The sequence below is a fragment of the Epibacterium sp. HA2-3 genome (assembly GCF_055693725.2).
Genome location: NZ_CM172490.1, coordinates 1,422,526 through 1,444,941 on the forward strand (window position 1 = coordinate 1,422,526; position 22,416 = coordinate 1,444,941).

The following is a 22,416-nucleotide window of genomic DNA, read 5'->3' on the forward strand; positions in this document are numbered from 1 at the left end:
AAGTGTGTGCGGGCGAGAAAGGACAGGGTGGAAATGACTTTGCCATTTGACGGCGCAATCAGCCAGTATTTCGAGAATGAAGCCCCCAAAGAGGTGCGTAAGGCGATCGAGGATGCTGGCAAGGATGACATTCTGAGCCCCAGCTACCCCTATGACGAAGAGCTCTCCAAGGGCGACTACAAGGATCAATACAGGGCGCTGCAGGTCGAGCTGGTCAAGCTTCAAGCGTCGCTCAAGGCGTCTGGTCAGCGCGTCGCGATTGTCTTTGAGGGGCGCGACGCTGCTGGAAAAGGCGGTACAATCAAACGCTTCCGCGAGAACCTGAACCCCCGCGGGGCCCGCGTTGTGGCGCTTGGCAAACCCACCGAAACCGAGGCAACGCAATGGTATTTCCAGCGCTACATCTCTCAGCTGCCGGCGGGCGGAGAGATCGTCTTTTTTGACCGCAGCTGGTACAATCGCGGAGTCGTCGAGAAGGTTTTTGACTTTTGCACCGACAGCCAGCGCAGGCACTTCTTTTCGCAAGTCACTGACTTTGAAAAGATGCTGGTCGACGAAGGGATCCAACTGTTCAAATTCTGGCTGAATGTGGGGCGTGCCGAACAATTGCGCCGTTTTCTGGCCCGCGAGAGCGATCCACTCAAACAGTGGAAGCTCAGCTGGATCGATGTTGAAGGGCTGAAACGCTGGGACGCCTATTCAGAGGCAATCCAGGAAACGCTCACCCTGAGTCACCGCCCCGAGGCCCCCTGGACCATCGTGCGCTCTGATGACAAGAAACGTGCGCGGCTTGAGGCCATCCGGCATGTGCTGCTGTCTGTCGACTACGCCAACAAGGATCGCGCTGCACTCGGCAGCGCTGACCCGCTGATTTGTGGAGGCCCCGAGATCTGGGATGGCTAAACGTGGCTATCATCACGGTAATCTCCGCCAGGCTCTGGTGGAATCCGCCCTGCGCCTCATCGAGGTCAAGGGGCCGACGGGGTTTACGCTTTCGGAGGCCGCCAAACAGGCTGGCGTCACCCCGGCTGCCGTTTACCGCCATTTCGAGGGGCGCGAAGATCTGATTGCAGAAGCCGCACGGCAGGGCTTTTTGATGTTTGCGGACTTGTTGCAGCACGCCTATGATAAATATCAGTCGTCTGCGCTGGCCGCGTTTGAAGCGACCGGACGTGCCTATCTCGCCTTCGCGCGCAAACACCCCGGTCACTATATCGCGATGTTTGAAAGCGGCATTTCAGCCAATCGCACGCCCGAGCTGGCAGAAGCCGCGAGCCGCGCGCGCGGAGTCCTCGAACAAGCCGCCGCCAAACTCAGCCAACATATACCGGCCGAAAAACGCCCGCCTGCCTCCATGTTCTCGGCCCATGTCATGGCTATGAGCCACGGCGTCGTGGAACTTTATGCGCGCAACGCGCCGGGCACCGCCTCGCCTTATGCGCCAGAGGATCTCTTGGAGAGCGGCATTGGCGTGTACCTGCGGGGCCTTGGATTGATTGATCCAGATAGCTGAGTGATTGAGGGCGCTCTTGTCCGTGCCCGGTGCCTCTTTTATCCGTGCGCGCTTAATCCGCAGCCTTTTAATGATCGCAGTATTCCCGTTTCAGGATGAGTTAACCATCGCCTCCTAGATTGCTCTAAGTTTGCGCTGTTTACGAGGATGAGTCTATGCGTCTGCGATTGGTTATGCTGTTGGTCATTGGGCCAATGATGGCATTGTCGAGCTATCTTGCTTATGACGAGCTGCACATTCAGTGGGACAAATACGCACACGCAAGGTTAACCAAAGAGAAAACTCTCGAAGAATCCCTCATGAACAATGTGGTTCACGAGATGCAAAAAGAGCGCGGCTTCTCTGCCGGTTTCATCGCTTCGCAGGGCAAGAACTTCCCCACTGAACTCACGGAACAGCGGCGCCTCACAGACGAAGCCATTGCAGACTCCATGTCGCGGATTCCGGTGATTGAGGTCGCTAAACCGGACATGACCGCTGCGGTGCGCGAGCGGATCGGCCAGCTTCAGGATATGCGCCAACGCGTGGACAGCTTGGGCCTGACGGTGCCTGAAATGGCCAAGTTCTACACCTCGACCATCGGCTTGATGCTTGAAATGGCGCGCCCAGCGACAGAGGGCGAGCCCGCAGAGCGGCTACGTCTTCTCGAAGAAGCTCGGGTCTTGCTCGCCTCAGCCAAGGAGGCCGCAGGGCTTGAGCGCGCTATGGGGGCAACCGGCCTCGGGAAAGGCTTTGACCTTGCGTTGCACGATCGCTTTGTCCACCTCGGCGGCGAACAGGGGGCCTATCTCCACGAGGTCGATGCGCTGGTAGATCTCAATGTGTGGTTGTCAGAACTGCTTTCGACCGACGCCTACAAAGAGATTGCAGAAACGCGCAGCACGCTCGTGCGGGGATATTCCACCGGGGACTTCGGCGGGCTGACCGCAGGGGAGTGGTTTCAGATTTCAACGAACTGGATCAACACCTTGCGCGAACAAGAGATCGAGATTGGCGCCCTGATTGACAGAATTGCGACCGACATCGAAAGCAGTTCCCAAACCGCGTTCCGCGCGTTTGCAGCCGTGACACTGATTTCACTTCTGCTGGCGTTCAGCATTGCGGTTTATATGTTTGGGCGTGTGATCAAACGCGTGGGCGAGCTCACCGATGTTGTCAAAGCCTTCACGCGTGGAGATTACAGCGTCTTTGTACAGGGTATCGAAGGCAAGGATGAGCTCAGCGTCATGGCGCATGCGATCTATTCCTTCAAGCAAGAAACCCTCAAGACCCTGCGCGAGGCCGAAGCGCTTGAGGCTGAGCAAGATAAGCGCAAAAAGGAACAGGATCACATCGTTGGCGAACTTCGCGGTGCCTTCACGCGTCTTTCCGTGGGCGACCTGACGGTTGAATTCACCGAGCCCTTCCCCGAGGACTACGAAGATGTCCGCGCCGATTTCAATCAGACCATCGGTCGACTGCGTGAATCGATGGAGGAACTGGTCGATACCGCTGGCAGCCTCTGCACCGGTGCCGCTGAAATCGACCAGGCGGCCAGCGATCTGTCACAGCGCACAGAGAGCCAGGCGGCCACGCTTGAGGAAACGGCGGCTGCGCTCGAGGAAATGACGGCCAGCGTCAAATCCGCAGCAGACGGCGCCCGCAACGCAGAGCGCACCACCGAAGAGGCAAGATCAGAAGCAACCCAGAGCGGCACTGTCGTAAAAGACGCGGTTGAGGCCATGTCCGAGATTGAAAAGGGATCCCAGCAGATTGCGCAGATCATCAGTGTGATCGACGACATCGCGTTCCAGACAAATCTCCTTGCGTTGAATGCCGGCGTCGAAGCCGCGCGCGCAGGCGAAGCCGGTCGCGGATTTGCTGTGGTGGCCTCCGAAGTCCGCGCCTTGGCGCTGCGCTCCTCGGATGCGGCAATGGAAATCAAATCGCTGATCGGCAACAGCTCCGAACAGGTTGAGCGTGGCGTGGATCTGGTGCGCCATGCAGGCGAGGCGCTTGAGAGCATCGTTGGCCAGGTGACCCATATCTCGACGCTTGTCACCGAGATCACCAAAGGTGCGGTTGAACAGTCCACTGGGCTCGAAGAGATCAACACCGGTGTGGTTCAGCTTGATCAGGTGACCCAGCAGAACGCCGCGATGGTCGAGGAAACCACTGCCGCCAGCAGCATCCTCAACTCCAACGCGCGCCAGCTTGGCGAGATCGTCCAGCGTTTCAAGATCCGCGGCGACCAGGCGGCGGACAACATGCCTCAGCTCTCGCGCGCTAGCTGACCCTGCGCGCAGGTTCGCCTGCGACGGTGGACGCTATCCTACAACAGAAAAGGCCGCCCAAGAGGCGGCCTTTTGCGTATTCGTAAGTTCCGGAAGCTTAACGCTTGGAGAACTGGAAGGAGCGACGGGCCTTGCGGCGGCCGAACTTCTTACGTTCCACAACGCGGCTGTCGCGGGTCAGGAAGCCTGCGGCTTTGAGAGCGCCACGCAGGGAGGGATCATAAAGCTGCAGCGCTTTGGAGATCCCGTGCTTGACCGCGCCGGCCTGACCGGAGAGACCACCGCCTTTGACGGTTGCGTAGACGTCGAACTGGTCTTCGACACCGGCAACCGTGAACGGCTGGCGCAGGATCATCTGCAGCACCGGACGTGCGAAGTACTTGTTGATCTCTTTGCCGTTCACTTCGACCTTGCCGGAACCCGGCTTGATCCAAACGCGGGCAATTGCGTCTTTCCGCTTGCCGGTGGCGTAGGAACGACCCAGCTCGTCACGAACGGGCTCGCGCGGGGCCAGCTCTTCGGCTGCGGTTTCGACGCCTGCGACGGCGCCCAGCTCTTCGAGAGTGTTGATCTGATCAGCCATCGTCATTAGCTCCGGGTGTTTTTCTTGTTCATGGATTTGACATCCAGAACTTCGGGGCTCTGGGCTTCATGCGGGTGCTCGGCACCAGCATAGATGCGCAGGTTGGTCATCTGCTGACGGGACAGGCGGTTGCCCGGCAGCATGCGCTTGACGGCCTGCATGACCACGCGCTCGGGGTGTGCACCCTCGAGGATCTGCTGCTTGGTGCGGGATTTGATGCCGCCCGGATGGCCAGTGTGCCAGTAGAAGTTCTCTTCGCGCTTCTTACCGGTCATCTGGATTTTTTCAGCGTTGATGACGATTACGTTGTCACCCATGTCCATGTGGGGGGTGAACGACGGTTTATGCTTGCCGCGCAGGCGGGTGGCAACGATCGACGCCAGACGGCCCAGCACCACGCCCTCGGCGTCGATGATGATCCACTTCTTGTCGATGTCTGCCGGAGTAGCAGAGAAGGTTTTCATGTCAGGTCAATCCTGTTTGTCGTGACGATGGCGCCGTGGACGACTCCATCTGAATTCGATGGAGGGGGTTTACGGCGCTGTTACACAACAGTCAATACAGTCAAACCACATAAAAACCATTCATTACAAGGGGTTACAAAATAGGTATCAAAATACCCCAAAGATCTGGAGCCGATTATGCCCTCAGACGCTGATTTGCTCTGGTGGGTTGTCCAATAGCATACGCAAACGCAGCATGGCATCCTCAAATCGCGCCAGCGTGACATGCCCATTGACGGCGATGCGCACTGCATTGGGCGCACGCCCGTCCCTCAGGGCAAACTCATCAGCAGAGCGCAATTGCACCCCCTGCCCTTCGGCCGCACGTGTAAACGCACCCGCACGCCAGCCCGAAGGCAGCCGCAGCCAAAGGAACGGCACCTGCGAGTCCCAGGTGAGTTCAAAGGCTCCGAGGGCGTTTACGGCGACACGGACATATTCCGCCATCTCGTCGCGCACGGTCTGGACCAGCTTCTTGCTGCGCGGGTCCGACAATAGCAGGCGTGTCACCTCGGCGAGCGGCTGCGCAAGCCCAAAGAAACCGTATTCCGCAACGCGGCGCAGATCTGCGGATTTGCCCACGGGGGCGATTGCAAACCCCACCCGCAGCGCCGGGGTGAGCGATTTGGAAATCGATGTCACATGCCAGCTGAGCTCCGGCGCGAGCGCGCGATAGGTCGGCGCGCGGGCCTCCCCCATGCGATAACAATCGTCCTCGATCAATTGTACATTGTGTCGTCTCAATATGGCGAGGATCTCTTTGCGCCGTTCAAGCGGGGTAAAAGCGCCAGTTGGATTGTGCACTTCGGGACTGGTACAAAGTACAGATGCACCCGATTTCTTGATCGCAGCCTCCAACGCCTCTGGCACAATGCCGTTTTCGTCGATCGCAACACCGACCACTTTGGCACGCAGGATCTCTGCAGCGCGCCTGAACCCGGCATAAGAGAGGTCCTCGACCAAGATGGTGGGATTGCTCTCTTTCAGGATCGCTTGCATCACCGTCATGACGGCATTCTGGCCCCCATGGGTCAAGACCACATCGCGCTCACTCAGTGGCCCAAGCGGGGTATCGGATAGCCAGTCGACAACCGCTTGGCGCACCGGCTGATAGGCGTCGCGCGTCGGATAATTCAACAACGCCAAGCGGTCGCAATCAGCGGCTTTTCGGAGCGCTTCGCGGATCAGCTTGACTTGACCCACGTCGACAAGACGCGGGCTGAACAGAGAGACGTGGTTGGGGTTGCTGCGTTCAAGAAGATGCAACTGCCGCGACCAGACGTCATCCATCACAGCCGTTTCGCGTTCGGCCACAAAGGTTCCGCGTCCGACCTCGGCCTGCAAGATGCCCTCGTCTGTCAGGATCGTATAGGCCCGCGCGACGGTGCCAGGCGTGATACTGAGCTGATAGGCGAGCTCGCGGACAGGCGGCAGCTTTGCGCCCACCTGCAATGTACCACTCTCCACCGCCAATCGTATCGTATCAGCCACGCGCTTGTACTTGGGCCCCGGCTTTTCGGTCAGGGACCCGGTCAGGGTGGAGGGCCAAATTGTACCCATCACAATCTCCGCTTAGACAATCCGTATCACGCTTTGTATTCAATACATGCCAGTACATTCAAATTGCATCAATACAAAATGTGAGACAGACCATGACAAATGTGACAGAACACCCGACGCATCTCGCTTATCTGACCAACCGCCCGGCCCTGCCGATGATTGCGGAAGCAGCGATTGGATTTGCGGTTCTGGTCACCAAATGGTCGGTCCGAAAACGCACCCGCCGCCAGCTGAGCCGCCTCGATGCTCATCAGTTGCGCGATATTGGCCTCCATCGCGAGGAAGCCATGCGCGAAGGAACTCTTCCGTTCTGGAGACCCTGATCCCCGGGGCACAGAACCAACTGGCAGGCCGGAGCTCGTCTCCGGCCTTTTTTATGTCGTCACTTCACATCCTGATGCCGAATTCAAGTTTCATAAATTTTTGCCTTGATCGAATCTCTGCGCTTTCCTATCTGCGCCTCACTTTCGGTACCGATCCCAACCCTGAACTCTTATTCGGGGGGGCGCTAAGGACCGTCTGGATTGTCATCTACTGGAACGAAGGGGAGTGTCATGTCGGACGCCAACCTCTTCCAACTGGGGATCGGTCTGGAGACAGGCGCCCATGAGGAAGATACCGCCCGCGGTGTACCCACCGCTATTGTTAACTCTTTGGTCGAAGCCGACCGGGAGGATCACTTTATCCGTCGCGACGGAAAGGTCTTTGCCGGGACCCATCTGATCATCGAAGTGATGAAAGGCTCCGGACTGGATTGTCAGGCCCGGATCGAAGACGCGTTTCGCAAGATGGTCGAGGTCTGCGGCGCAACTCTGCTGCATATCCACACCCATAAATTCTCGCCGCAGGGCGTGTCGGGTGTGGCCGTGCTGGCCGAGAGCCATATCTCCGTGCACACATGGCCGGAAATTGGCTACGGCGCATTTGACGTCTTCATGTGTGGCGATGCAGAGCCGTGGAAAGCCGTCGATGTGCTAAAAGCCGCCTTTGAGACCGATGTGGTAGAAGTGCGCGAATTGCTGCGCGGCGAGGAAATCGTCGCCAAGGAGATCGCAGCATGACGGAAGAGGTCTGGAACACAGAACGCCTCCACGATCATTTCGCCCAATCCCTGCGCGTGAGCGAGATGTATTATGACAGCAATACCGAGCACCAGCGGCTCAAGGTCTTTCAGAATGGCACCTTCGGGCGCGTTCTGACGCTGGACGATGTGGTACAGACCACCGAAGGCGACAACTTCATCTATCATGAAATGCTGACCCATGTGCCGATCCTGGCACATGGGGCCGCCAAACGTGTGCTCATCATCGGTGGCGGCGACGGTGGCATTGCGCGCGAGGTGCTGAAACACGCCTCCGTCGAGCATGTCACCATGGTGGAAATCGACGCTGGCGTTGTCGATTTTTCCAAGGAATACCTGCCGATGCTGAGCCAGGGCGCCTTTGACGATGCGCGTCTCAACCTGGTGATCAATGACGGTGCGGTCTTTATGAAAGAGACCGAAGATAAATTCGACGTCATCATTGTCGACTCGACCGACCCCATCGGCCCCGGCGAAGTGCTGTTTACCGATACATTCTATGGCCATGCAGCGCGTGCGCTAACCGAGGATGGCATCATCGTCACCCAGAATGGCGTGCCGTTCATGCAGGGCGATGAGCTGACCAACACGATGCGGGCCTTTCAAGCGCTGTTTCAGGATGCGACCTGCTATCTCGCGACGATCCCGACCTACGTCGGCGGCCCGATGGCATTGGGCTGGGGCAGCCACTCCACAAAGGCGCGTTCGGTGGATCTGACAACGCTTGAAGCTCGGTTTGCAGCGGCAGGCCTTGCGCCGGATTACTACACCACAGAGGTGCACAAGGCGGCATTCGCGCTGCCCGGATACGTCAAGAAACTGTTTCCATAAGGCAGCTTACTGAGCGAACTTAAAGCAAACGCGCCCAGGTTCCAACCGTGGGCGCGTTTAGCGTTTCGGCGGGATGGAATAGGTCATGGTTGAGCGCGCGACCGGTTCGTCCATTCCTTCGGAGAACAACAGGATATCCCCGACTGCCAATGTGCGCCCCAATTTCAACAGGCGTGCTTGCCCCAAGAGATCGCGTCCGCTTTCGGGTTTGCGCATAAAATCGAGCGAGGCATTGGTCGTGACCGCCAGCGCCTCTCGTCCGAGGTGCGCCAGAACCAAAGCGTAGACCGAGACATCGGCAAGCGCGAACATCGACGGGCCTGAAACCGTTCCTCCCGGACGCAAATGCCGCTCCTGCACGTTGAGGCGCATGGTGATCTCGCCTTTTGCAAGCGCATCGATGCTGAACTCGCCCCGTATCTGAGGAAAGACCTCCTCGAGATAGGCGCTGAGGCCGTCTTTATCAAACACCAGTTCCATGTTGCCTCTTCCACTTAATGCCGTATCAGTCTGCACGCCCGAACCAGCCACTCAAGAGGCAAAGATAAAAACGCCACGGCATTTTTATGAGACAAATCAGATCGCTGGGTGTTCTGACGTTTTTCCTAAAATTTTCGGATAATTTAGTCTTTGTTTACGAATGGCGCGATATTGTTTCCATATTGAGGCTTCTAAAGAAGGCAAGAAAGTGGCAAGAGTTGGGCAAGCCAACCGGCTACACGCTATTGGGGCCGCAGCTTTGGATCGTCCCTCCTACCGGATCTCTCACCCGGATTTGACGTCCTCGAAGCTGCGGCCCAAATAATTTCCCTTCAGAGACAACGTGCGCGCACGACGATATTGCGCCCAAAGGCCGCCTGCCCTATGTGGCCTTTCATGACACAAGAGCTTCATATCGTCGGCGGCGGAATGGCCGGATCGGAAGCCGCCTGGCAGGCGGCGCACATGGGCGTTGACGTGGTGATCCACGAGATGCGGCCCAAGGTTGAAACCTTTGCCCATCAGACCGGCAACCTCGCCGAGATGGTCTGCTCCAACTCGTTCCGCTCGGATGATGACGAGCAGAATGCAGTGGGGCTTTTGCATTGGGAAATGCGCGCGGCCAACGGCCTCATTATGACCACTGCTGGTGAACACCGCCTTCCGGCTGGGGGCGCGTTGGCCGTGGATCGCGATCCCTTTGCGGAATCCGTGACCGCCAAACTTAAGGCGCTGCCCAATGTGCGCGTGTCCTACGAGGAAGTCACGGATCTGCCCACCGAGGGGCACTGGATCTTTGCCACCGGCCCCCTCACCTCGCCCGCGCTTGGCGAAGCGATCCAGCGCGAAACTGGGGCAGAACGGTTGGCATTCTTTGATGCCATCGCGCCCATCGTCTATGCCGAGAGCATCGACATGTCCCAAGCCTGGATGCAGTCGCGCTATGACAAGGGCGAAACCGAGGAAGAGCGCACCGCGTACCTCAACTGCCCGATGACCAAGGACCAATACGAGGCCTTCATCGACGCGCTTCTGGCCGCAGACAAGACCGAGTTCCATGAGGGCGAAACCGCTGGCTATTTCGACGGCTGCCTCCCGATCGAGGTGATGGCAGAACGCGGCCGCGAGACCCTGCGCCATGGCCCGATGAAGCCCGTTGGCCTTACCAATCCGCACAAGCCGGACGAAAAGGCCTGGGCCGTGGTGCAGTTGCGCCGCGACAATGCGCTCGGGACGCTTTTCAACATCGTTGGTTTTCAGACCAAGATGAAATACGGCGCGCAAACGGATGTCTTCCGGATGATCCCCGGCCTCGAAAACGCCAAATTTGCGCGTCTCGGCGGCATTCATCGCAACACGTTCCTGAACTCTCCGACGCTGCTCGATCATGAGATGCGCCTGAAATCAAAGCCGAACATTCGTTTTGCCGGACAGGTGACGGGCGTCGAGGGCTATGTGGAAAGTGCGGCGATGGGCTTGCTGGCGGGGCGTCTGGCCGCCGCTGAGATCCTCGGCAAGGACCTGCCTCAGGTGCCGCAGGACAGCGCCATGGGGGCCTTGATCCACCACATCACCGGCGGAGCCGAAGCCAAGACTTTTCAGCCGATGAACGTCAATTTTGGCCTGTTCCGCCCGGTCGAGGGGCTGAAGGGTGGACGTCGTGGCCGCAAGGACCGCTACAAGGCCTATACCGATCGCGCCAAGGTGGCCTGGCAGGAATGGCTCACAAATTTTTGATGGACGCACTCATGTTCCCGGCTCTAGACTGGGATCATGAGTGATACATTCCTCGAGAAAACATATGAGTTGAACACAGTCGAAGAGACTGTCGATCATTACAACCGCTGGGCCGAGAGCTACGACGCGGAGATAGCGGAGAACAACTACGCAACGCCGGGTCGCATTGCAGATGCACTTTGGTCCGTTCTACCGGACGCAGAGGCGCCCCTCCTCGATTTTGGATGTGGCACCGGGCTTTCGGGGATCGCGCTGCGACGCGTAGGCTATAAGCAGATCGACGGGATGGACCCTTCGTCAGAGATGCTGAAGGTCGCCCAAGGCAAAGGCGCCCATCGTCACCTCTCCGTTGTGGACCCCGACAGCCGCAAACCGTTCAAATCCGGCGTCTACAAGGCCGTGGTCGCCTGCGGCGTGCTTGGGACCGGAGCCGCACCGGCCTCGGTCTTTGGGCATCTGATGCACTGCCTCAATCGTGGCGATCTGCTGGCGTTTTCGCTGAACGATCATGCTCTTGCCGACCCCTCTTATATCGGTGCCATGAACGAATGGCTTGATTGCGGGGCTGCGCGGTTGCTATTCAAGGAACATGGCCCCCACCTGCCGGGCCTCAACCTGAACGCCTGCGTCTATGTGATTGAAAAAGTGTGACATTCACAACTCGTTTTGCCCCTTCTCCGACGGGGCCTCTGCACTTGGGCCATGCCTATTCCGCGTTGCTCGCTTCTGATTTTGCGCGCCAGCAGAACGGTCTGTTCCTGCTGAGGATCGAAGACATCGATCAGACGCGCGCCCGAACCTCTTGGGAAGAGCAGATCTATCAGGATCTCGCCTGGCTTGGTCTCAGTTGGCCGGAGCCGGTCTTGCGCCAATCTTCACGCTTGCCCCGATACCGCGCCGCGCTGGAACGCCTGAGCGCATTGGGGCTAACCTATCCCTGTCGCTGCAAGCGCGCCGATATTGAGGCCGCGGCAGGCGCACCTCAGGAGGGTGTGCCGCAGTTTGGCCCCGACGGGCGCATCTACCCCGGCACATGCCGCCAGCGACCGCTCTCGGATGCACGCCCAACCGACGTGATCCGCCTCAATATGAAAGCGGCGCTCGCACGGCTCCCGGACCTGAGTTTTATTGAGACATCCGAGGAACTTGGCGGCCATATCTCGCTTGAACCCGAAGAACTTGTGCAAGCAGTCGGCGATATCATCCTGGTGCGCCGCAATATGGGCAGCTCATATCACCTCTCGGTGGTGGTGGATGACGCCGATCAGGGCATCACGGATGTGGTGCGCGGTGCGGATCTCTTTGAAAGCACGCAGATCCATGTGGTGCTGCAGACGCTTCTGGATCTGCCAGTCCCGCGCTACCATCATCACCGCCTGATCCGGGACGATCAGGGCAAGAGACTTGCCAAACGCGATGATGCCCGCGCCATTTCAAAATACCGTGCCGAGGGCGCCAGCCCGCAAGATATCAGACAACTCGTCGGGCTGGATTAGCATTTTAGATCAGGATATTGGCGTCATGATCTCATGCTCTTCGCCATCCCGAATAGCCGTGTAGAAACAGCTGCGGCGATTGGTGTGGCAAGCAGGCCCGGTCTGACGCACCATTGCCAAAAGCGCATCACGGTCGCAATCGACGCGCAGTTCGACCAGTTCCTGCACATGGCCCGAACTCTCCCCCTTGATCCAGAACGACTGGCGCGAGCGCGACCAATAGGTCACCCGCCCGGTCTCGAGCGTTTTGGCGACGCTCTCCGCGTTCATCCAGGCCATCATCAGGATCTCGCCGCTTTCCTCATCCTGTGCAATACAAGGCACAAGGCCAGCTTCGTTGTATTTGAGCGTCTCGGGCGAGAACTTCACCAAATCGTGCATGTTAAAAACCTTTTGCATATCAGGGGCACGCCCCTATGTATGAGGAACACGGCGCAAGGGAAACCCAGGAACACGACATGTCCGGCGAAACCGATCTGATCAAGCTCTACTCCACCAAGATCCTCGCACTGGCGGCTGATATTCCCCATCTTGGGCATCTCGAGCAGGCCGATGCCACGGTGAAACGCCGCTCGCCGCTATGCGGATCAACAGTGACAGTGGATGTGACCCTTGAGGGCGGAAAAGTCGCGCAGTTTGCGCAGGACGTCAAAGCCTGCGCTTTGGGTCAGGCTGCAGCTGCCGTTGTGGGCGCCGCCATCATCGGACGCAGCGCTGCCGAGGTGGAGCGGGCCCGTGATCAGCTGAAGGCAATGCTCACCGAAGGCGGGCCGGTACCGGAGGCTCCGTTTGACGGGCTCGAAGTACTGATCCCTGCGCGGGACTTCAAAAACCGTCACGCCTCGATCATGTTGGCGCTAGAGGCCACGCTGGAGGCGATGCAAACGGCGCAAAAAGCAGACTGCGCCTGATCCGGTTGACCTGCAACATCCCACGTTAACAGAAAAAACCGCCGCTCATCCGGGCAGATGGCGGCGGCAAGTGATCGCGCGGTCATGCGGGACCCGGTGGGCACCAATCACCAGAAACGAAAGTTCTGGTGCGGATCGAACAGGCAATCGATCCTAACACGGGACTTGAGGCTGGTGCCCCCGGCATGACAGCACAGAAGAAACTGTGAACGGGTTACGAAACTGAAAAACGTCGCTCAGACGAGACCCGGAAGATGCAGGCCCACGATCAACATCACGACCAAAGCGGCCGCACCGAGAGTATCCTGCAGCAATGTGGATTGTGCGTTGCGCAGTGCGGTTTTGAATTGCGTGACCATCTGAAAACCTCCTCGATCTCTGTCTGACGTTTGCAACGTCTTGTTATCCTTTTGTTCTCATTTTGAGCGAGTCGTGTAAAGAACTTTCTAAGAACATTTGCGAACAAACTGGAACACAAATCTGTCAGGATAGGAACACAGGCCAATTAGCCGACTGAAATCAACCGGATAGCCTCATCCTGACGCAACAACCACAAGAGCGTTCTTGCTGCGCGCCCGCGCGCACTGGAGAGATCGGGATCTGAGGTCATCAATGCGCGCGCATCGCTTTGCGCGATTGCCATCAGATCCGACTGACGCTCGAGATCCGCGATATGGAACCGTGGCAAACCAGATTGTGCCGTGCCGATGACGTCTCCGGCACCGCGCATTTGCAGATCGGTTTCGGCGATGACAAATCCATCTTCGCTCTCGCGCAGCACCTCGAGCCGCTTGCGTCCGCCTTCGGTCAGGGGCGGCTGATACATCAGCAAACAGGTGGACTGCGCCTCGCCGCGCCCCACCCGTCCCCGCAATTGGTGCAGTTGGGCAAGGCCAAAGATCTCGGCACGTTCGATCACCATGATCGACGCGTTGGGGACATTGACCCCGACCTCGATCACGGTGGTCGCCACCAGAACACGGGTGCGGCCTTCTTGAAACGCGAGCATGGCGGCATCTTTTTCCGCTGGCGGCATTTGGCCATGCACCAGCCCCACCACCTCCTCGCCCAAGACCGCGCGCAGGTGTTTGAACCGCTCGTCCGCAGCGGTCAGATCCATCACCTCGGATTCCTCAACCAGCGGGCAGACCCAATAACACTGCCGTCCCTCGTCGATGGCACGACGCAGGTGGTCCACAACCTCGGACATCCGCTCTGTGCTCAGAATCGCAGTTTTGATCGGTTTGCGTCCTGGCGGTTTTTCATCGAGGATCGAGACCTCCATATCGCCATATTGGGTCAACGCCAGCGAGCGCGGAATCGGCGTCGCGGTCATGACAAGAACATCCGCGCGCTTGCCTTTTTCAGCCAGTTCCATGCGTTGCCGCACGCCAAAGCGGTGCTGTTCATCAACGATCACGAGGCGCAGATCGTCAAAGACGACATCCTGCTGGAACACCGCATGAGTGCCGACAAGAATATGGATGTCGCCCCGCGCGAGGGCCTCCAGCTTGGCGCGACGGTCCTTGCCCTTGTCGCGCCCGGTCAGGATCTCAAGAACGACACCGGCGTCTTCGGCAAGCGGCTTGAGCCCTTCAAGATGTTGCCGCGCAAGGATTTCTGTCGGCGCCATCATCACACCCTGACCGCCAGCCTCGACCGCAACCAGAAGCGCCATGAAACCGACCAGCGTTTTCCCCGCTCCCACGTCGCCTTGCAGCAAACGGTTCATGCGCCGCTCAGAGCCCATATCGGCGGTGATCTCTTCTATGGCTCGCCCCTGCGCCCCGGTGGGGCGGTAGGGCAATGCGGCAAGCACCTTTCTCTGCAGCGCGCCCGTCGCGACTGACCGCCGTCCCGGCAGGTCCCGCTCCACCGAGCGGGCAATCGCAAGTGTAAGCTGGTGCGCAAAAAGCTCGTCATAGGCAAGGCGCGCGCGCGCCGGGGCCTGTGCGTCTAGATCCTCCAGCGTCGCGGGCGCATGTGCGGCAGAAATCGCCGCGTGCCAATCCGGCCAGCCCTGTTTCGCTTTTTGCGCGGGATCCATCCACTCTGTGAGGTCCGGCACCCGCGCAAGGGCGCTCTGGACGGCCTTGTACATGGTTTTTTGGGTGATGCCGTGTGTCAGATGATAGACCGGCTCAAAGTCCGGTATGTCCCCGGCCTCCTCCGGGGGCAGCATGTGTTCGGGGTGGACCATCTGAGCCATGCCATCAAATAGCTCAAGCTTGCCCGAAACCACACGCCGCGACCCTTCCGGCAATTGCGCGGTCAGATACCGGCTGCGGCCGTGGAAAAAGACCAGCTGAAACTCAGTTTCCTGATCCGTCACGTCAATGCGATAGGCGCCGCCCCGGTTGCGGGCCGGACGATGGCGCCCCACGGTGACTTCGACCGTTGCGGTCGTCGGCAGATCCAACCCCCGGATGGTTTCGCGCCTACGCCGGTCAACAACGCTGTATGGCAGCGAGAACAGAAGATCGCGGGGGGCCGTGATATGCAGCTGCGCAAAATGCTCGGCAATCTTTGGTCCGACGCCTTGCAAGGTCTCAAGTTCCGCGAAAAGCGGGAACAATTGTTCTGGGCGACCGCTCATGATGCGTCTATGCCTGCCCGATCAAGTCCAGCCATCCGTCCTCATCCAATGTCTGAATGCCGAGCTCTGCAGCCTTGGCGGCCTTCGACCCCGCGCCCGGTCCGGCCACAAGAATATCGGTTTTCTTTGACACCGACCCAGACACTTTGGCCCCAAGCGCCTCGGCGCGCGCCTTTGCCTCGGCGCGAGTCATTTTCTCGAGCGTGCCGGTAAAGACGACGGTCTTGCCCGCAACGGGGCTGTCATCTGCCGGGGCATCCGGTTCAATGATCTCTAGATGCGCGATCAGACGATCAAAAGCGGCGCGTTCTTCGGGGTTGGCAAAGGCATCCGACAAAGACAAAGCCACGGTTGGGCCAAGCCCATCCACACTGATGAGATCATCCCACGCCGCCTGCGAGTCCGGCGCAACTGCACAGGTTGCAACCGCGGCATTTCGGGCCTCAGAGATTTTTGCGCGGCGCGCACTGGCTTGTGCCTCCTGCCGTTCAACAATCTCGGCTTCATCCGCAGCCCGGTGCGCCAGCGCCGCTGCGCGCGCGAGATCCGCGGCCTCCGCCAGGGCGCTCCAGGTCCGGAAATGCAGGGCAAGGTCCTTGGCGGCAACTTCTCCCACATGGCGGATCCCGAGGCCAAAAATGAGCCGGGCAAACTCAATTCGCCGCTTGTCCTCGATGGCTGCAAACAGAGCAGACGCAGATTTCTCCCCCCAGCCTTCGCGGTTTTTCAACTGCTGCAAACCAGAGCCATATCTCTGTTGGAGCTCAAAGATATCGGCGGGTTCCTTCACCCATCCATCGCTGTGGAACTGCTCCACCTGTTTGGCGCCCAGCCCTTCGATATCAAAAGCCGCGCGCGAGACAAAATGCTTGAGTTTCTCAACCGCCTGCGCCGGGCAAATCAACCCGCCGCTGCAACGTCGCACAGCATCACCTTCTTCGCGCACCGCGGGGCTATCGCATCGGGGACAGCGCGTGGGGAACGCATAACGCTCCGTGCCCTCGGGGCGTCGGCTCAGATCGACGTCGGCGACCTTTGGGATCACATCGCCCGCGCGGTAGATCTGCACCCAGTCCCCGACGCGGATGTCCTTGCCGCCCCTGATCGGAGCGCCTTTGGAATCAAGTCCCGCAATATAGTCTTCGTTGTGCAACGTGGCGTTGGAGACAACCACACCGCCCACGGTCACCGGATGCAGACGCGCAACCGGGCTCAGGGCGCCGGTGCGTCCAACCTGAATGTCGATCCCCTCAAGATGGGTCCAGGCCAGCTCGGCAGGGAACTTATGCGCAATGGCCCAACGTGGCGTCGTTGAGCGAAAGCCAAGACGCTCTTGCAAGGACAGATCGTTCACCTTGTAAACAACTCCGTCTATGTCATAGCCGAGATCCGCGCGCTGCTCCTCGATGGCGTGATAATGCGCGAGCAGCTCAGAAATCTGCTCGCAGCAGCGTGTCAGCGGATTGGTCTGAAAGCCAAGGGACGCCAGTCTCTTGATCGCGTCAATTTGCGTTTCTGCGAGAGGTTCAGACAGCTCTCCCCAGCTATAGGCAAAGAACCGCAAAGGTCGGGCGCGGGTGATTTCAGCATCGAGCTGGCGCAGCGAGCCCGCCGCCGCATTGCGCGGGTTGGCAAATATCTTGCCGCCGGTCTCGGCATGACGCGCATTCAGAGCCTCAAAATCTGCGTGGCTCATGTAGACTTCGCCACGCACTTCCAGGACCTCGGGCGCGCCAGAGATCTCTTGCGGAATATCGCTGATGGTGCGGGCGTTTTCGGTGACGTTTTCCCCCACCGCGCCATCGCCGCGGGTTGCAGCTTGCACAAGTTTGCCCGCCTCATAGCGCAGGGAAAGCGAAAGCCCGTCAATTTTCGGCTCTGCGGTGAAGGCGAGCGGAGCCTCGGAGGAGAGGCCCAGATAGCGGCGCAACCCGGCAGCAAAATCCTCAACGTCTTGATCCTCAAACGCATTTCCGAGGGACATCATACGTTGCGCATGCGTGACCTTGCCAAAGCCAGAGGCGGCCGGCGCGCCAACGCTCGCTACACGGGTGCCGTCTTTGGCCAAGATGGGAAAGGCGTCTGCAAGGGCCAGATAGCGACGCTTGAGGCGATCGTAATCCGCATCCGACAGAGTGGGCGCGTCTTTTTGGTGATAGTCGAGATCGGCTTTTTCGATCTGGGACTGCAGCGCCTCAAACTCAGCGCGCGCGTCGGCCTCATCCATCGACCGGGGATCCTGCTCTGTCATTCTGGCTCCGCCCTTTGGGTAGTGTTCTGCCCATGGTGATAGTGCCCGCAATGAGAGAGGTCCAGTGTCAGATCCAGAGACGCAAAAACCCCGCCGGGATGCTCAGCCCGACGGGGTTTTTAAATGAATGGGCTATGATGGCCCGTCTGACGTTCAGGCGCCGACCGCCATGCGTGGCCCACCAGCGGAGAGATCTTCTTGCGGATCTCGCAGCACATAGCCACGGCCCCAGACGGTTTCGATATAGTTCTCGCCGTCGGTTGCTGTGCTGAGCTTTTTGCGCAGCTTGCAGATAAAGACGTCGATAATCTTGAGCTCGGGCTCGTCCATTCCGCCATAGAGGTGGTTCAGGAACATCTCTTTGGTCAGGGTTGTGCCCTTGCGCAACGAGAGCAGCTCGAGCATCTGGTATTCCTTACCAGTGAGATGCACAGATTTCCCTTCGACATCAACGGTCTTGGCGTCAAGGTTAACCGAGATCTTGCCCGTCTTGATGATCGACTGCGAATGCCCTTTCGAGCGACGAATGATCGCGTGGATCCGGGCGACCAGCTCTTCACGATGGAAGGGTTTGGTCAGATAGTCATCCGCGCCAAAGCCAAAGCCTTTGATCTTGTTCTCGGTGTCATCAGCACCGGAGAGGATCAGGATCGGGGTCTCAATACGCGACAAACGCAGCTGACGCAGAACCTCATGGCCGTTCATATCCGGCAGACCAAGATCCAGAAGGATCAGGTCGTAGTCATAGAGCTTGGCCAGGTCTATGCCCTCTTCGCCAAGATCCGTGGTGTAAACGTTCAGGTTCGCATGAGTCAGCATCAGCTCGATGCTTTTCGCTGTCGTGGGATCATCCTCGACCAGAAGAATGCGCATATTAGGTCTCCGCCTGTACTCTGTTGTCCTCAGGTTGCGTTAACCTTGCTGCGAAAAGGTTAATGTCTCGTTACCATGTTGGTTAATTTTTTAGGATCACACAAGTTAACGCGGCGGTTTTTACCTCAAGGATTACGGAAATCCTTTAGGCGCGTGGTTTTCAATGCGTCTTCGCCATGATCAGCAACGGCGGCAACCCAGCTTCTGAACTCCTCTTCACTGAGGTTGTAGAGGCGCAATGCCTCGGTCTGGGGAATCAATCCGTACAAAACTCCGCGCACAACGGCCGCCTTGCGCGAGGCAACCCAGCGTTTCGTGGTCTGAGGCGGCAAATCCGCCCGAGTCATGACTGTTCCGTCCGGCAGAGTGACCGCACGGGGGCCATCAACTTTCTTTAAAAACATCGCTATGCCCTTACTAGGATGCGTATTCAGCTTGATACGGGCAGAGTGGCGCGGAGGCCTTAACGCGAAGTGAAATCGGCCCCTTGAGAATACTTAGCATTTTCCTATATTCTTCGATGCTTTCCATCTTCCCCACTCGACTCGTAAGGAGTACGCCATGGCGCTGGACAACGAGGCACCAGTGAATTCGCTAGGTTTTGCAAAATCTCCCGCCGAGACGCGTGTCGTCGTCGCCATGTCTGGCGGCGTAGATAGCTCTGTTGTGGCTGCATATTTGGCCGATCAGGGCTATGATGTGGTGGGTGTGACGTTGCAGCTTTATGATCACGGCGCGGCGCTTGCGAAAAAAGGCGCCTGCTGTGCGGGCATCGATATTCACGACGCACGCCGTGTCGCAGAGGAACGCGGCTTTCCGCACTATGTTCTGGATTATGAGAACATTTTTAAGGATGCCGTCATCGACGAGTTTGCTGACAGCTATCTGGCGGGCGCAACACCGGTGCCCTGCATCCGCTGTAATGAGCGTGTGAAGTTCAAGGATCTGCTGGAAACGGCCAAGGATCTGGAGGCTGACTGCATGGCGACCGGCCACTATATCCAGCGCAAGATGGGGGAACACGGGCCGGAGTTGCATTCTGCCGAGGATGCCAACCGCGATCAGAGCTATTTCCTGTTCTCCACCACACCAGAGCAGCTCGATTTTCTGCGATTCCCGCTGGGCCATTTGCCCTCCAAGGACGCAACCCGCGAGATGGCGGCGCAGTATGGCCTGTCGGTTGCTGATAAACCGGACAGTCAGGATATCTGCTTTGTGCCCAATGGCGATTACGCCTCGGTCATCGAGAAACTGCGTCCTGGTGCTGCTGAACCCGGACAGATCGTGCATGCCGATGGCCGCGTGTTGGGGGAACACAACGGGGTGATTCACTACACCATCGGTCAACGCCGCGGTCTTGGCATCGGGGGCCTCAGCGAGCCGCTCTACGTGGTGAAGCTTGATGTGGACCAGAAACAGGTGATCGTCGGCCCCAAGGAAATGCTGGCCACCCGCCGGGTGCCCGTGCGCGAAATCAACTGGTTGGGCGATGCACCTTTTACCAGCCGTGACGAATGGCACCTGAGCGTCAAAGTGCGCTCCACCCGCCCGCCGCGCGACGCGATCATCCGCCCGATCTCAGAGACAGAGGCCGAAGTGGAGCTCTTTTCTGCCGAAGAAGGCATCTCGCCCGGTCAGGCCTGCGTGTTCTACGACCCCAATGGCAGCCGAATCTTTGGCGGCGGCTGGATCTGGAAGGGTCAGTAAACCAAAAAATGCGGGAGCCTTCGGGCTCCCTTTTCTATTGCATGATACACAAAGGGCAGGCTCAGGCTTATGGGAGCCGCGCGAGAACTGCGCGGGCGGCACGCAGCCCCGGCGCGTCACCGCCTTCCCCCACTCGTTCCATTGTGAGGCGCATGGCATCTTGCTGCGTCTCGGGTGACATCAACACCTGATCGAGACGCGCCGCAATGGTTTCGGCGGTGCAATCGGGACCAAGGCATTCCGGCACCACGCGAGTTTCACTCACCAGATTGACCAAAGTCACCGTATCGATCAGCGCCATGCGCTTCATGATCTGCCAAGTGAGCCAGTTGAACCTGTAGGCAATCACCATCGGTGTACCCGCCGCAGCCAATTCGAGCGAGACAGTCCCAGACGCAGCCAGCGCCAGATCGGCAGTGGCAAAGGCTGCGCGCTTGTGCGCGGCAAACTCTGCGGGCGCATGATCCGCCGGATCCAGCACGAGGCTGTCCGCAGGCCAATTCGCGAGTGCCTCGCGCACCATAGGCGCCACATGTGATGCGGATGGGACAACGATCCGGTGGTCGGGGTGTTTGGCTTTGAACTGTGCAAGTGCTGCACCGAACACATCAGCAAGGCGCTCCACCTCGGACCGCCGAGAGCCCGGCAGCGCCAAGAGAACGGGCGCATCGCCCAGATCAAACGCCGCGCGAAACGTTCCAATTTCCGCCTCGCTCGCCTTGGGCTCAGCCACAACCGGATGGCCGACAAAATCGCACTCCATCCCGGCGGCTTCCATATAAGGCGGCTCGAACGGCAACAGTGCCAGCACATGATCGATGACCTTCGCCATCTTTGTCGCGCGCCCCGGCCGCCACGCCCAGACCGACGGGGCGACATAATGGACGGTGCGAATATCGCTGGCGTCTTTCACCAACTTTGCCACCCGCAGAGAAAAATCAGGGCTGTCGATGGTGATCATTACGTCAGGCTGCATCGCCACCACCGCATCGGCGGTTTCCTGAATGCGGCGCTTGAGGTCGAAATACTTCGGCAAGACCTCGGCAATCCCCATCACGGACAGCTCTTCCATGGGAAATTGCGACCTGAGCCCCTCGGCCTGCATCAGACTGCCGCCGACGCCTTCAAAGAAAACGTCGGGCGCGAGCGTTTTAAGGCCCCGCATGAGCGCCGCGCCAAGGCGGTCACCCGAAGGCTCCCCCGCGAGGACAAACACCCTGAGGCCCAAGGCTCAGGCCTCGCGCAGCCAGAGGAACAGGCCGTGGCGGTCGCAGGCGGCCACCACCTCTTCTCGGTCGAGCACAATCACGCCCTCCGCTTCGAGAACAATCCCGTTTAGTCCAGCCCGTGCTGCACCAGCGACGGTTGCCGGTCCAATGGTGGGCAGATCCGCGCGCCTGTCCTGCCCGGCCTTTGGGGCCTTGTAGAACAGACCGCCCTGCCCGTCTGGGCGTTGCGCAAGGCTTTCGAGCATCCAGTCGGTACCAAAAAGCGTTTCAATCGCAATCGCTTGCCCGGAGCGCACGGCACAGGCTTGACCGATGTCTGCGGCGCTCAGACCAAAGGCAATCACGGCGGCACGTTCAGCATCCGCCTTGTCGATCTCGCCTGGTTTGACCTTGGTGGGCACGCCCTCGGGCATCAGAAGATCTGGCGCGATCTCATGCGCGGCCTTCACCTCAAAACCGCCCTGTTCGAGAATGCCGATCACCGCACGCAAGGCGCCGTCGTCGCCTGCGGCGATTGCCGCTTGCAACACGGGCACCAGCGGCAAGGTTGCGCCATCAATCGCGCTTGGGTCGATCTGTGGCCGTGTCACTGCCCCGGCCATGCAGACCTGCGTAATCCCTTTGGACTTCAGCTCCTCCAGAAAGCTGCCAAGCTGTTCGAGGCGAAAGGTCACATCCGCCTCGACCTGATCCGGTTCTGATCCGGACATCGCGCAAACCATTGGGCGCTCGGGCAGACGTGCGATGAGCTCCGCAGGCAAGGCACCGCGACCAGCAATGAGTGCAATCATA

23 protein-coding genes are annotated in these 22,416 nt (G+C 59.0%); 11 read left to right on the forward strand and 12 right to left on the reverse strand.

Annotated elements, in window-relative coordinates; genetic code table 11:
- Positions 1-33: 33 nt before the first annotated feature.
- The 3 genes from ppk2 (at position 34) to ACZ1HH_RS06585 (ending at position 3,786) form a co-directional block, all read left to right on the forward strand.
- A complete protein-coding gene (gene ppk2 / locus ACZ1HH_RS06575) occupies positions 34-903 on the forward strand; it encodes a polyphosphate kinase 2 (protein ID WP_011538719.1) in 870 nt (289 codons plus the stop codon).
- Positions 896-1,513, forward strand: a complete 618-nt coding sequence (locus ACZ1HH_RS06580; protein WP_011538720.1) for a TetR/AcrR family transcriptional regulator — start codon at positions 896-898, stop codon at positions 1,511-1,513. The genes ppk2 and ACZ1HH_RS06580 overlap by 8 nt, the downstream gene beginning before the upstream one ends.
- Positions 1,514-1,668: 155 nt before the next feature.
- The gene (locus ACZ1HH_RS06585) at positions 1,669-3,786 is read left to right on the forward strand and encodes a methyl-accepting chemotaxis protein (RefSeq protein ID WP_472636192.1); all 2,118 of its coding nucleotides are present in this window, start codon (positions 1,669-1,671) and stop codon (positions 3,784-3,786) included.
- Between the two features lie 97 nt (positions 3,787-3,883).
- Here ACZ1HH_RS06585 and rpsI read toward each other — a convergent pair whose 3' ends face one another.
- The 3 genes from rpsI to ACZ1HH_RS06600 form a co-directional block, all read right to left on the reverse strand.
- A complete protein-coding gene (gene rpsI, locus ACZ1HH_RS06590; RefSeq protein WP_005611659.1) occupies positions 3,884-4,369 on the reverse strand; it encodes a 30S ribosomal protein S9 in 486 nt (161 codons plus the stop codon).
- A gap of 5 nt (positions 4,370-4,374) precedes the next feature.
- On the reverse strand, positions 4,375-4,833 hold the full coding sequence (rplM, locus tag ACZ1HH_RS06595) for a 50S ribosomal protein L13 (RefSeq protein ID WP_011538722.1): 459 nt from the start codon (positions 4,831-4,833) through the stop codon (positions 4,375-4,377).
- A gap of 183 nt (positions 4,834-5,016) precedes the next feature.
- Positions 5,017-6,432 carry an aminotransferase-like domain-containing protein gene (locus ACZ1HH_RS06600; RefSeq protein ID WP_011538723.1) on the reverse strand — a complete coding sequence of 472 codons (1,416 nt, stop codon included), beginning with the start codon at positions 6,430-6,432 and terminating at the stop codon, positions 5,017-5,019.
- Positions 6,433-6,524: 92 nt separating this feature from the next.
- Here ACZ1HH_RS06600 and ACZ1HH_RS06605 point away from each other — a divergent pair, with 92 nt between their 5' ends.
- The 3 genes from ACZ1HH_RS06605 to speE all read left to right on the forward strand — a co-directional run bounded on the left by ACZ1HH_RS06605 (position 6,525) and on the right by speE (position 8,344).
- A complete protein-coding gene (locus ACZ1HH_RS06605) occupies positions 6,525-6,755 on the forward strand; it encodes a DUF1127 domain-containing protein (protein WP_044026746.1) in 231 nt (76 codons plus the stop codon).
- Positions 6,756-6,986: 231 nt separating this feature from the next.
- The gene (gene speD, locus ACZ1HH_RS06610) at positions 6,987-7,493 is read left to right on the forward strand and encodes an adenosylmethionine decarboxylase (RefSeq protein WP_416368433.1); all 507 of its coding nucleotides are present in this window, start codon (positions 6,987-6,989) and stop codon (positions 7,491-7,493) included.
- Entirely contained in the window at positions 7,490-8,344 is an 855-nt protein-coding gene (speE, locus tag ACZ1HH_RS06615) for a polyamine aminopropyltransferase (protein ID WP_472636193.1), read from the forward strand. The genes speD and speE overlap by 4 nt, the downstream gene beginning before the upstream one ends.
- 57 nt (positions 8,345-8,401) lie before the next feature.
- Here speE and ACZ1HH_RS06620 read toward each other — a convergent pair whose 3' ends face one another.
- Complete coding sequence (locus ACZ1HH_RS06620; protein WP_472636194.1) at positions 8,402-8,824, reverse strand: PaaI family thioesterase; 423 nt, start codon at positions 8,822-8,824, stop codon at positions 8,402-8,404.
- A 396-nt stretch (positions 8,825-9,220) separates the two neighbouring features.
- Between ACZ1HH_RS06620 and trmFO the strand changes: the two genes are divergently transcribed.
- The 3 genes from trmFO to gluQRS are packed head-to-tail and all read left to right on the forward strand — an operon-like array spanning position 9,221 to position 12,057.
- A complete protein-coding gene (trmFO, locus tag ACZ1HH_RS06625) occupies positions 9,221-10,561 on the forward strand; it encodes a methylenetetrahydrofolate--tRNA-(uracil(54)-C(5))-methyltransferase (FADH(2)-oxidizing) TrmFO (protein WP_472636195.1) in 1,341 nt (446 codons plus the stop codon).
- A gap of 36 nt (positions 10,562-10,597) precedes the next feature.
- The gene (locus ACZ1HH_RS06630) at positions 10,598-11,212 is read left to right on the forward strand and encodes a class I SAM-dependent DNA methyltransferase (RefSeq protein WP_472636196.1); all 615 of its coding nucleotides are present in this window, start codon (positions 10,598-10,600) and stop codon (positions 11,210-11,212) included.
- Positions 11,209-12,057, forward strand: coding sequence for a tRNA glutamyl-Q(34) synthetase GluQRS (gluQRS, locus tag ACZ1HH_RS06635; protein WP_472636197.1), 849 nt, complete (start codon positions 11,209-11,211; stop codon positions 12,055-12,057). The genes ACZ1HH_RS06630 and gluQRS overlap by 4 nt, the downstream gene beginning before the upstream one ends.
- Before the next feature lie 9 nt (positions 12,058-12,066).
- Here gluQRS and hisI read toward each other — a convergent pair whose 3' ends face one another.
- Positions 12,067-12,456 carry a phosphoribosyl-AMP cyclohydrolase gene (gene hisI / locus ACZ1HH_RS06640; RefSeq protein WP_472636198.1) on the reverse strand — a complete coding sequence of 130 codons (390 nt, stop codon included), beginning with the start codon at positions 12,454-12,456 and terminating at the stop codon, positions 12,067-12,069.
- 59 nt (positions 12,457-12,515) lie between these two features.
- Here hisI and ACZ1HH_RS06645 point away from each other — a divergent pair, with 59 nt between their 5' ends.
- Positions 12,516-12,968: an iron-sulfur cluster assembly scaffold protein gene (locus tag ACZ1HH_RS06645; protein WP_472636199.1), complete on the forward strand. Its 453-nt coding sequence runs from the start codon at positions 12,516-12,518 to the stop codon at positions 12,966-12,968.
- A gap of 236 nt (positions 12,969-13,204) precedes the next feature.
- On the opposite strand, the gene ACZ1HH_RS06650 is transcribed toward ACZ1HH_RS06645, so the two are convergent.
- From ACZ1HH_RS06650 to sciP, 5 genes are all read right to left on the reverse strand, one after another.
- A complete protein-coding gene (locus tag ACZ1HH_RS06650) occupies positions 13,205-13,327 on the reverse strand; it encodes a hypothetical protein (protein ID WP_256378221.1) in 123 nt (40 codons plus the stop codon).
- A gap of 146 nt (positions 13,328-13,473) precedes the next feature.
- Positions 13,474-15,564 carry an ATP-dependent DNA helicase RecG gene (gene recG, locus ACZ1HH_RS06655; protein ID WP_472636200.1) on the reverse strand — a complete coding sequence of 697 codons (2,091 nt, stop codon included), beginning with the start codon at positions 15,562-15,564 and terminating at the stop codon, positions 13,474-13,476.
- Positions 15,565-15,571: 7 nt separating this feature from the next.
- Positions 15,572-17,791, reverse strand: coding sequence for an NAD-dependent DNA ligase LigA (gene ligA / locus ACZ1HH_RS06660; protein WP_487320443.1), 2,220 nt, complete (start codon positions 17,789-17,791; stop codon positions 15,572-15,574).
- A 177-nt stretch (positions 17,792-17,968) separates the two neighbouring features.
- A complete protein-coding gene (gene ctrA / locus ACZ1HH_RS06665; RefSeq protein WP_011538736.1) occupies positions 17,969-18,688 on the reverse strand; it encodes a response regulator transcription factor CtrA in 720 nt (239 codons plus the stop codon).
- Positions 18,689-18,813: 125 nt separating this feature from the next.
- Positions 18,814-19,092 carry a CtrA inhibitor SciP gene (sciP, locus tag ACZ1HH_RS06670; protein WP_011538737.1) on the reverse strand — a complete coding sequence of 93 codons (279 nt, stop codon included), beginning with the start codon at positions 19,090-19,092 and terminating at the stop codon, positions 18,814-18,816.
- A gap of 157 nt (positions 19,093-19,249) precedes the next feature.
- Here sciP and mnmA point away from each other — a divergent pair, with 157 nt between their 5' ends.
- Positions 19,250-20,395 carry a tRNA 2-thiouridine(34) synthase MnmA gene (gene mnmA, locus ACZ1HH_RS06675; protein WP_416368442.1) on the forward strand — a complete coding sequence of 382 codons (1,146 nt, stop codon included), beginning with the start codon at positions 19,250-19,252 and terminating at the stop codon, positions 20,393-20,395.
- A 67-nt stretch (positions 20,396-20,462) separates the two neighbouring features.
- Here mnmA and lpxB read toward each other — a convergent pair whose 3' ends face one another.
- A complete protein-coding gene (lpxB, locus tag ACZ1HH_RS06680; protein WP_472636201.1) occupies positions 20,463-21,623 on the reverse strand; it encodes a lipid-A-disaccharide synthase in 1,161 nt (386 codons plus the stop codon).
- 3 nt (positions 21,624-21,626) lie between these two features.
- A complete protein-coding gene (locus tag ACZ1HH_RS06685; RefSeq protein WP_472636202.1) occupies positions 21,627-22,415 on the reverse strand; it encodes an LpxI family protein in 789 nt (262 codons plus the stop codon).
- Position 22,416 lies beyond the last annotated feature (1 nt).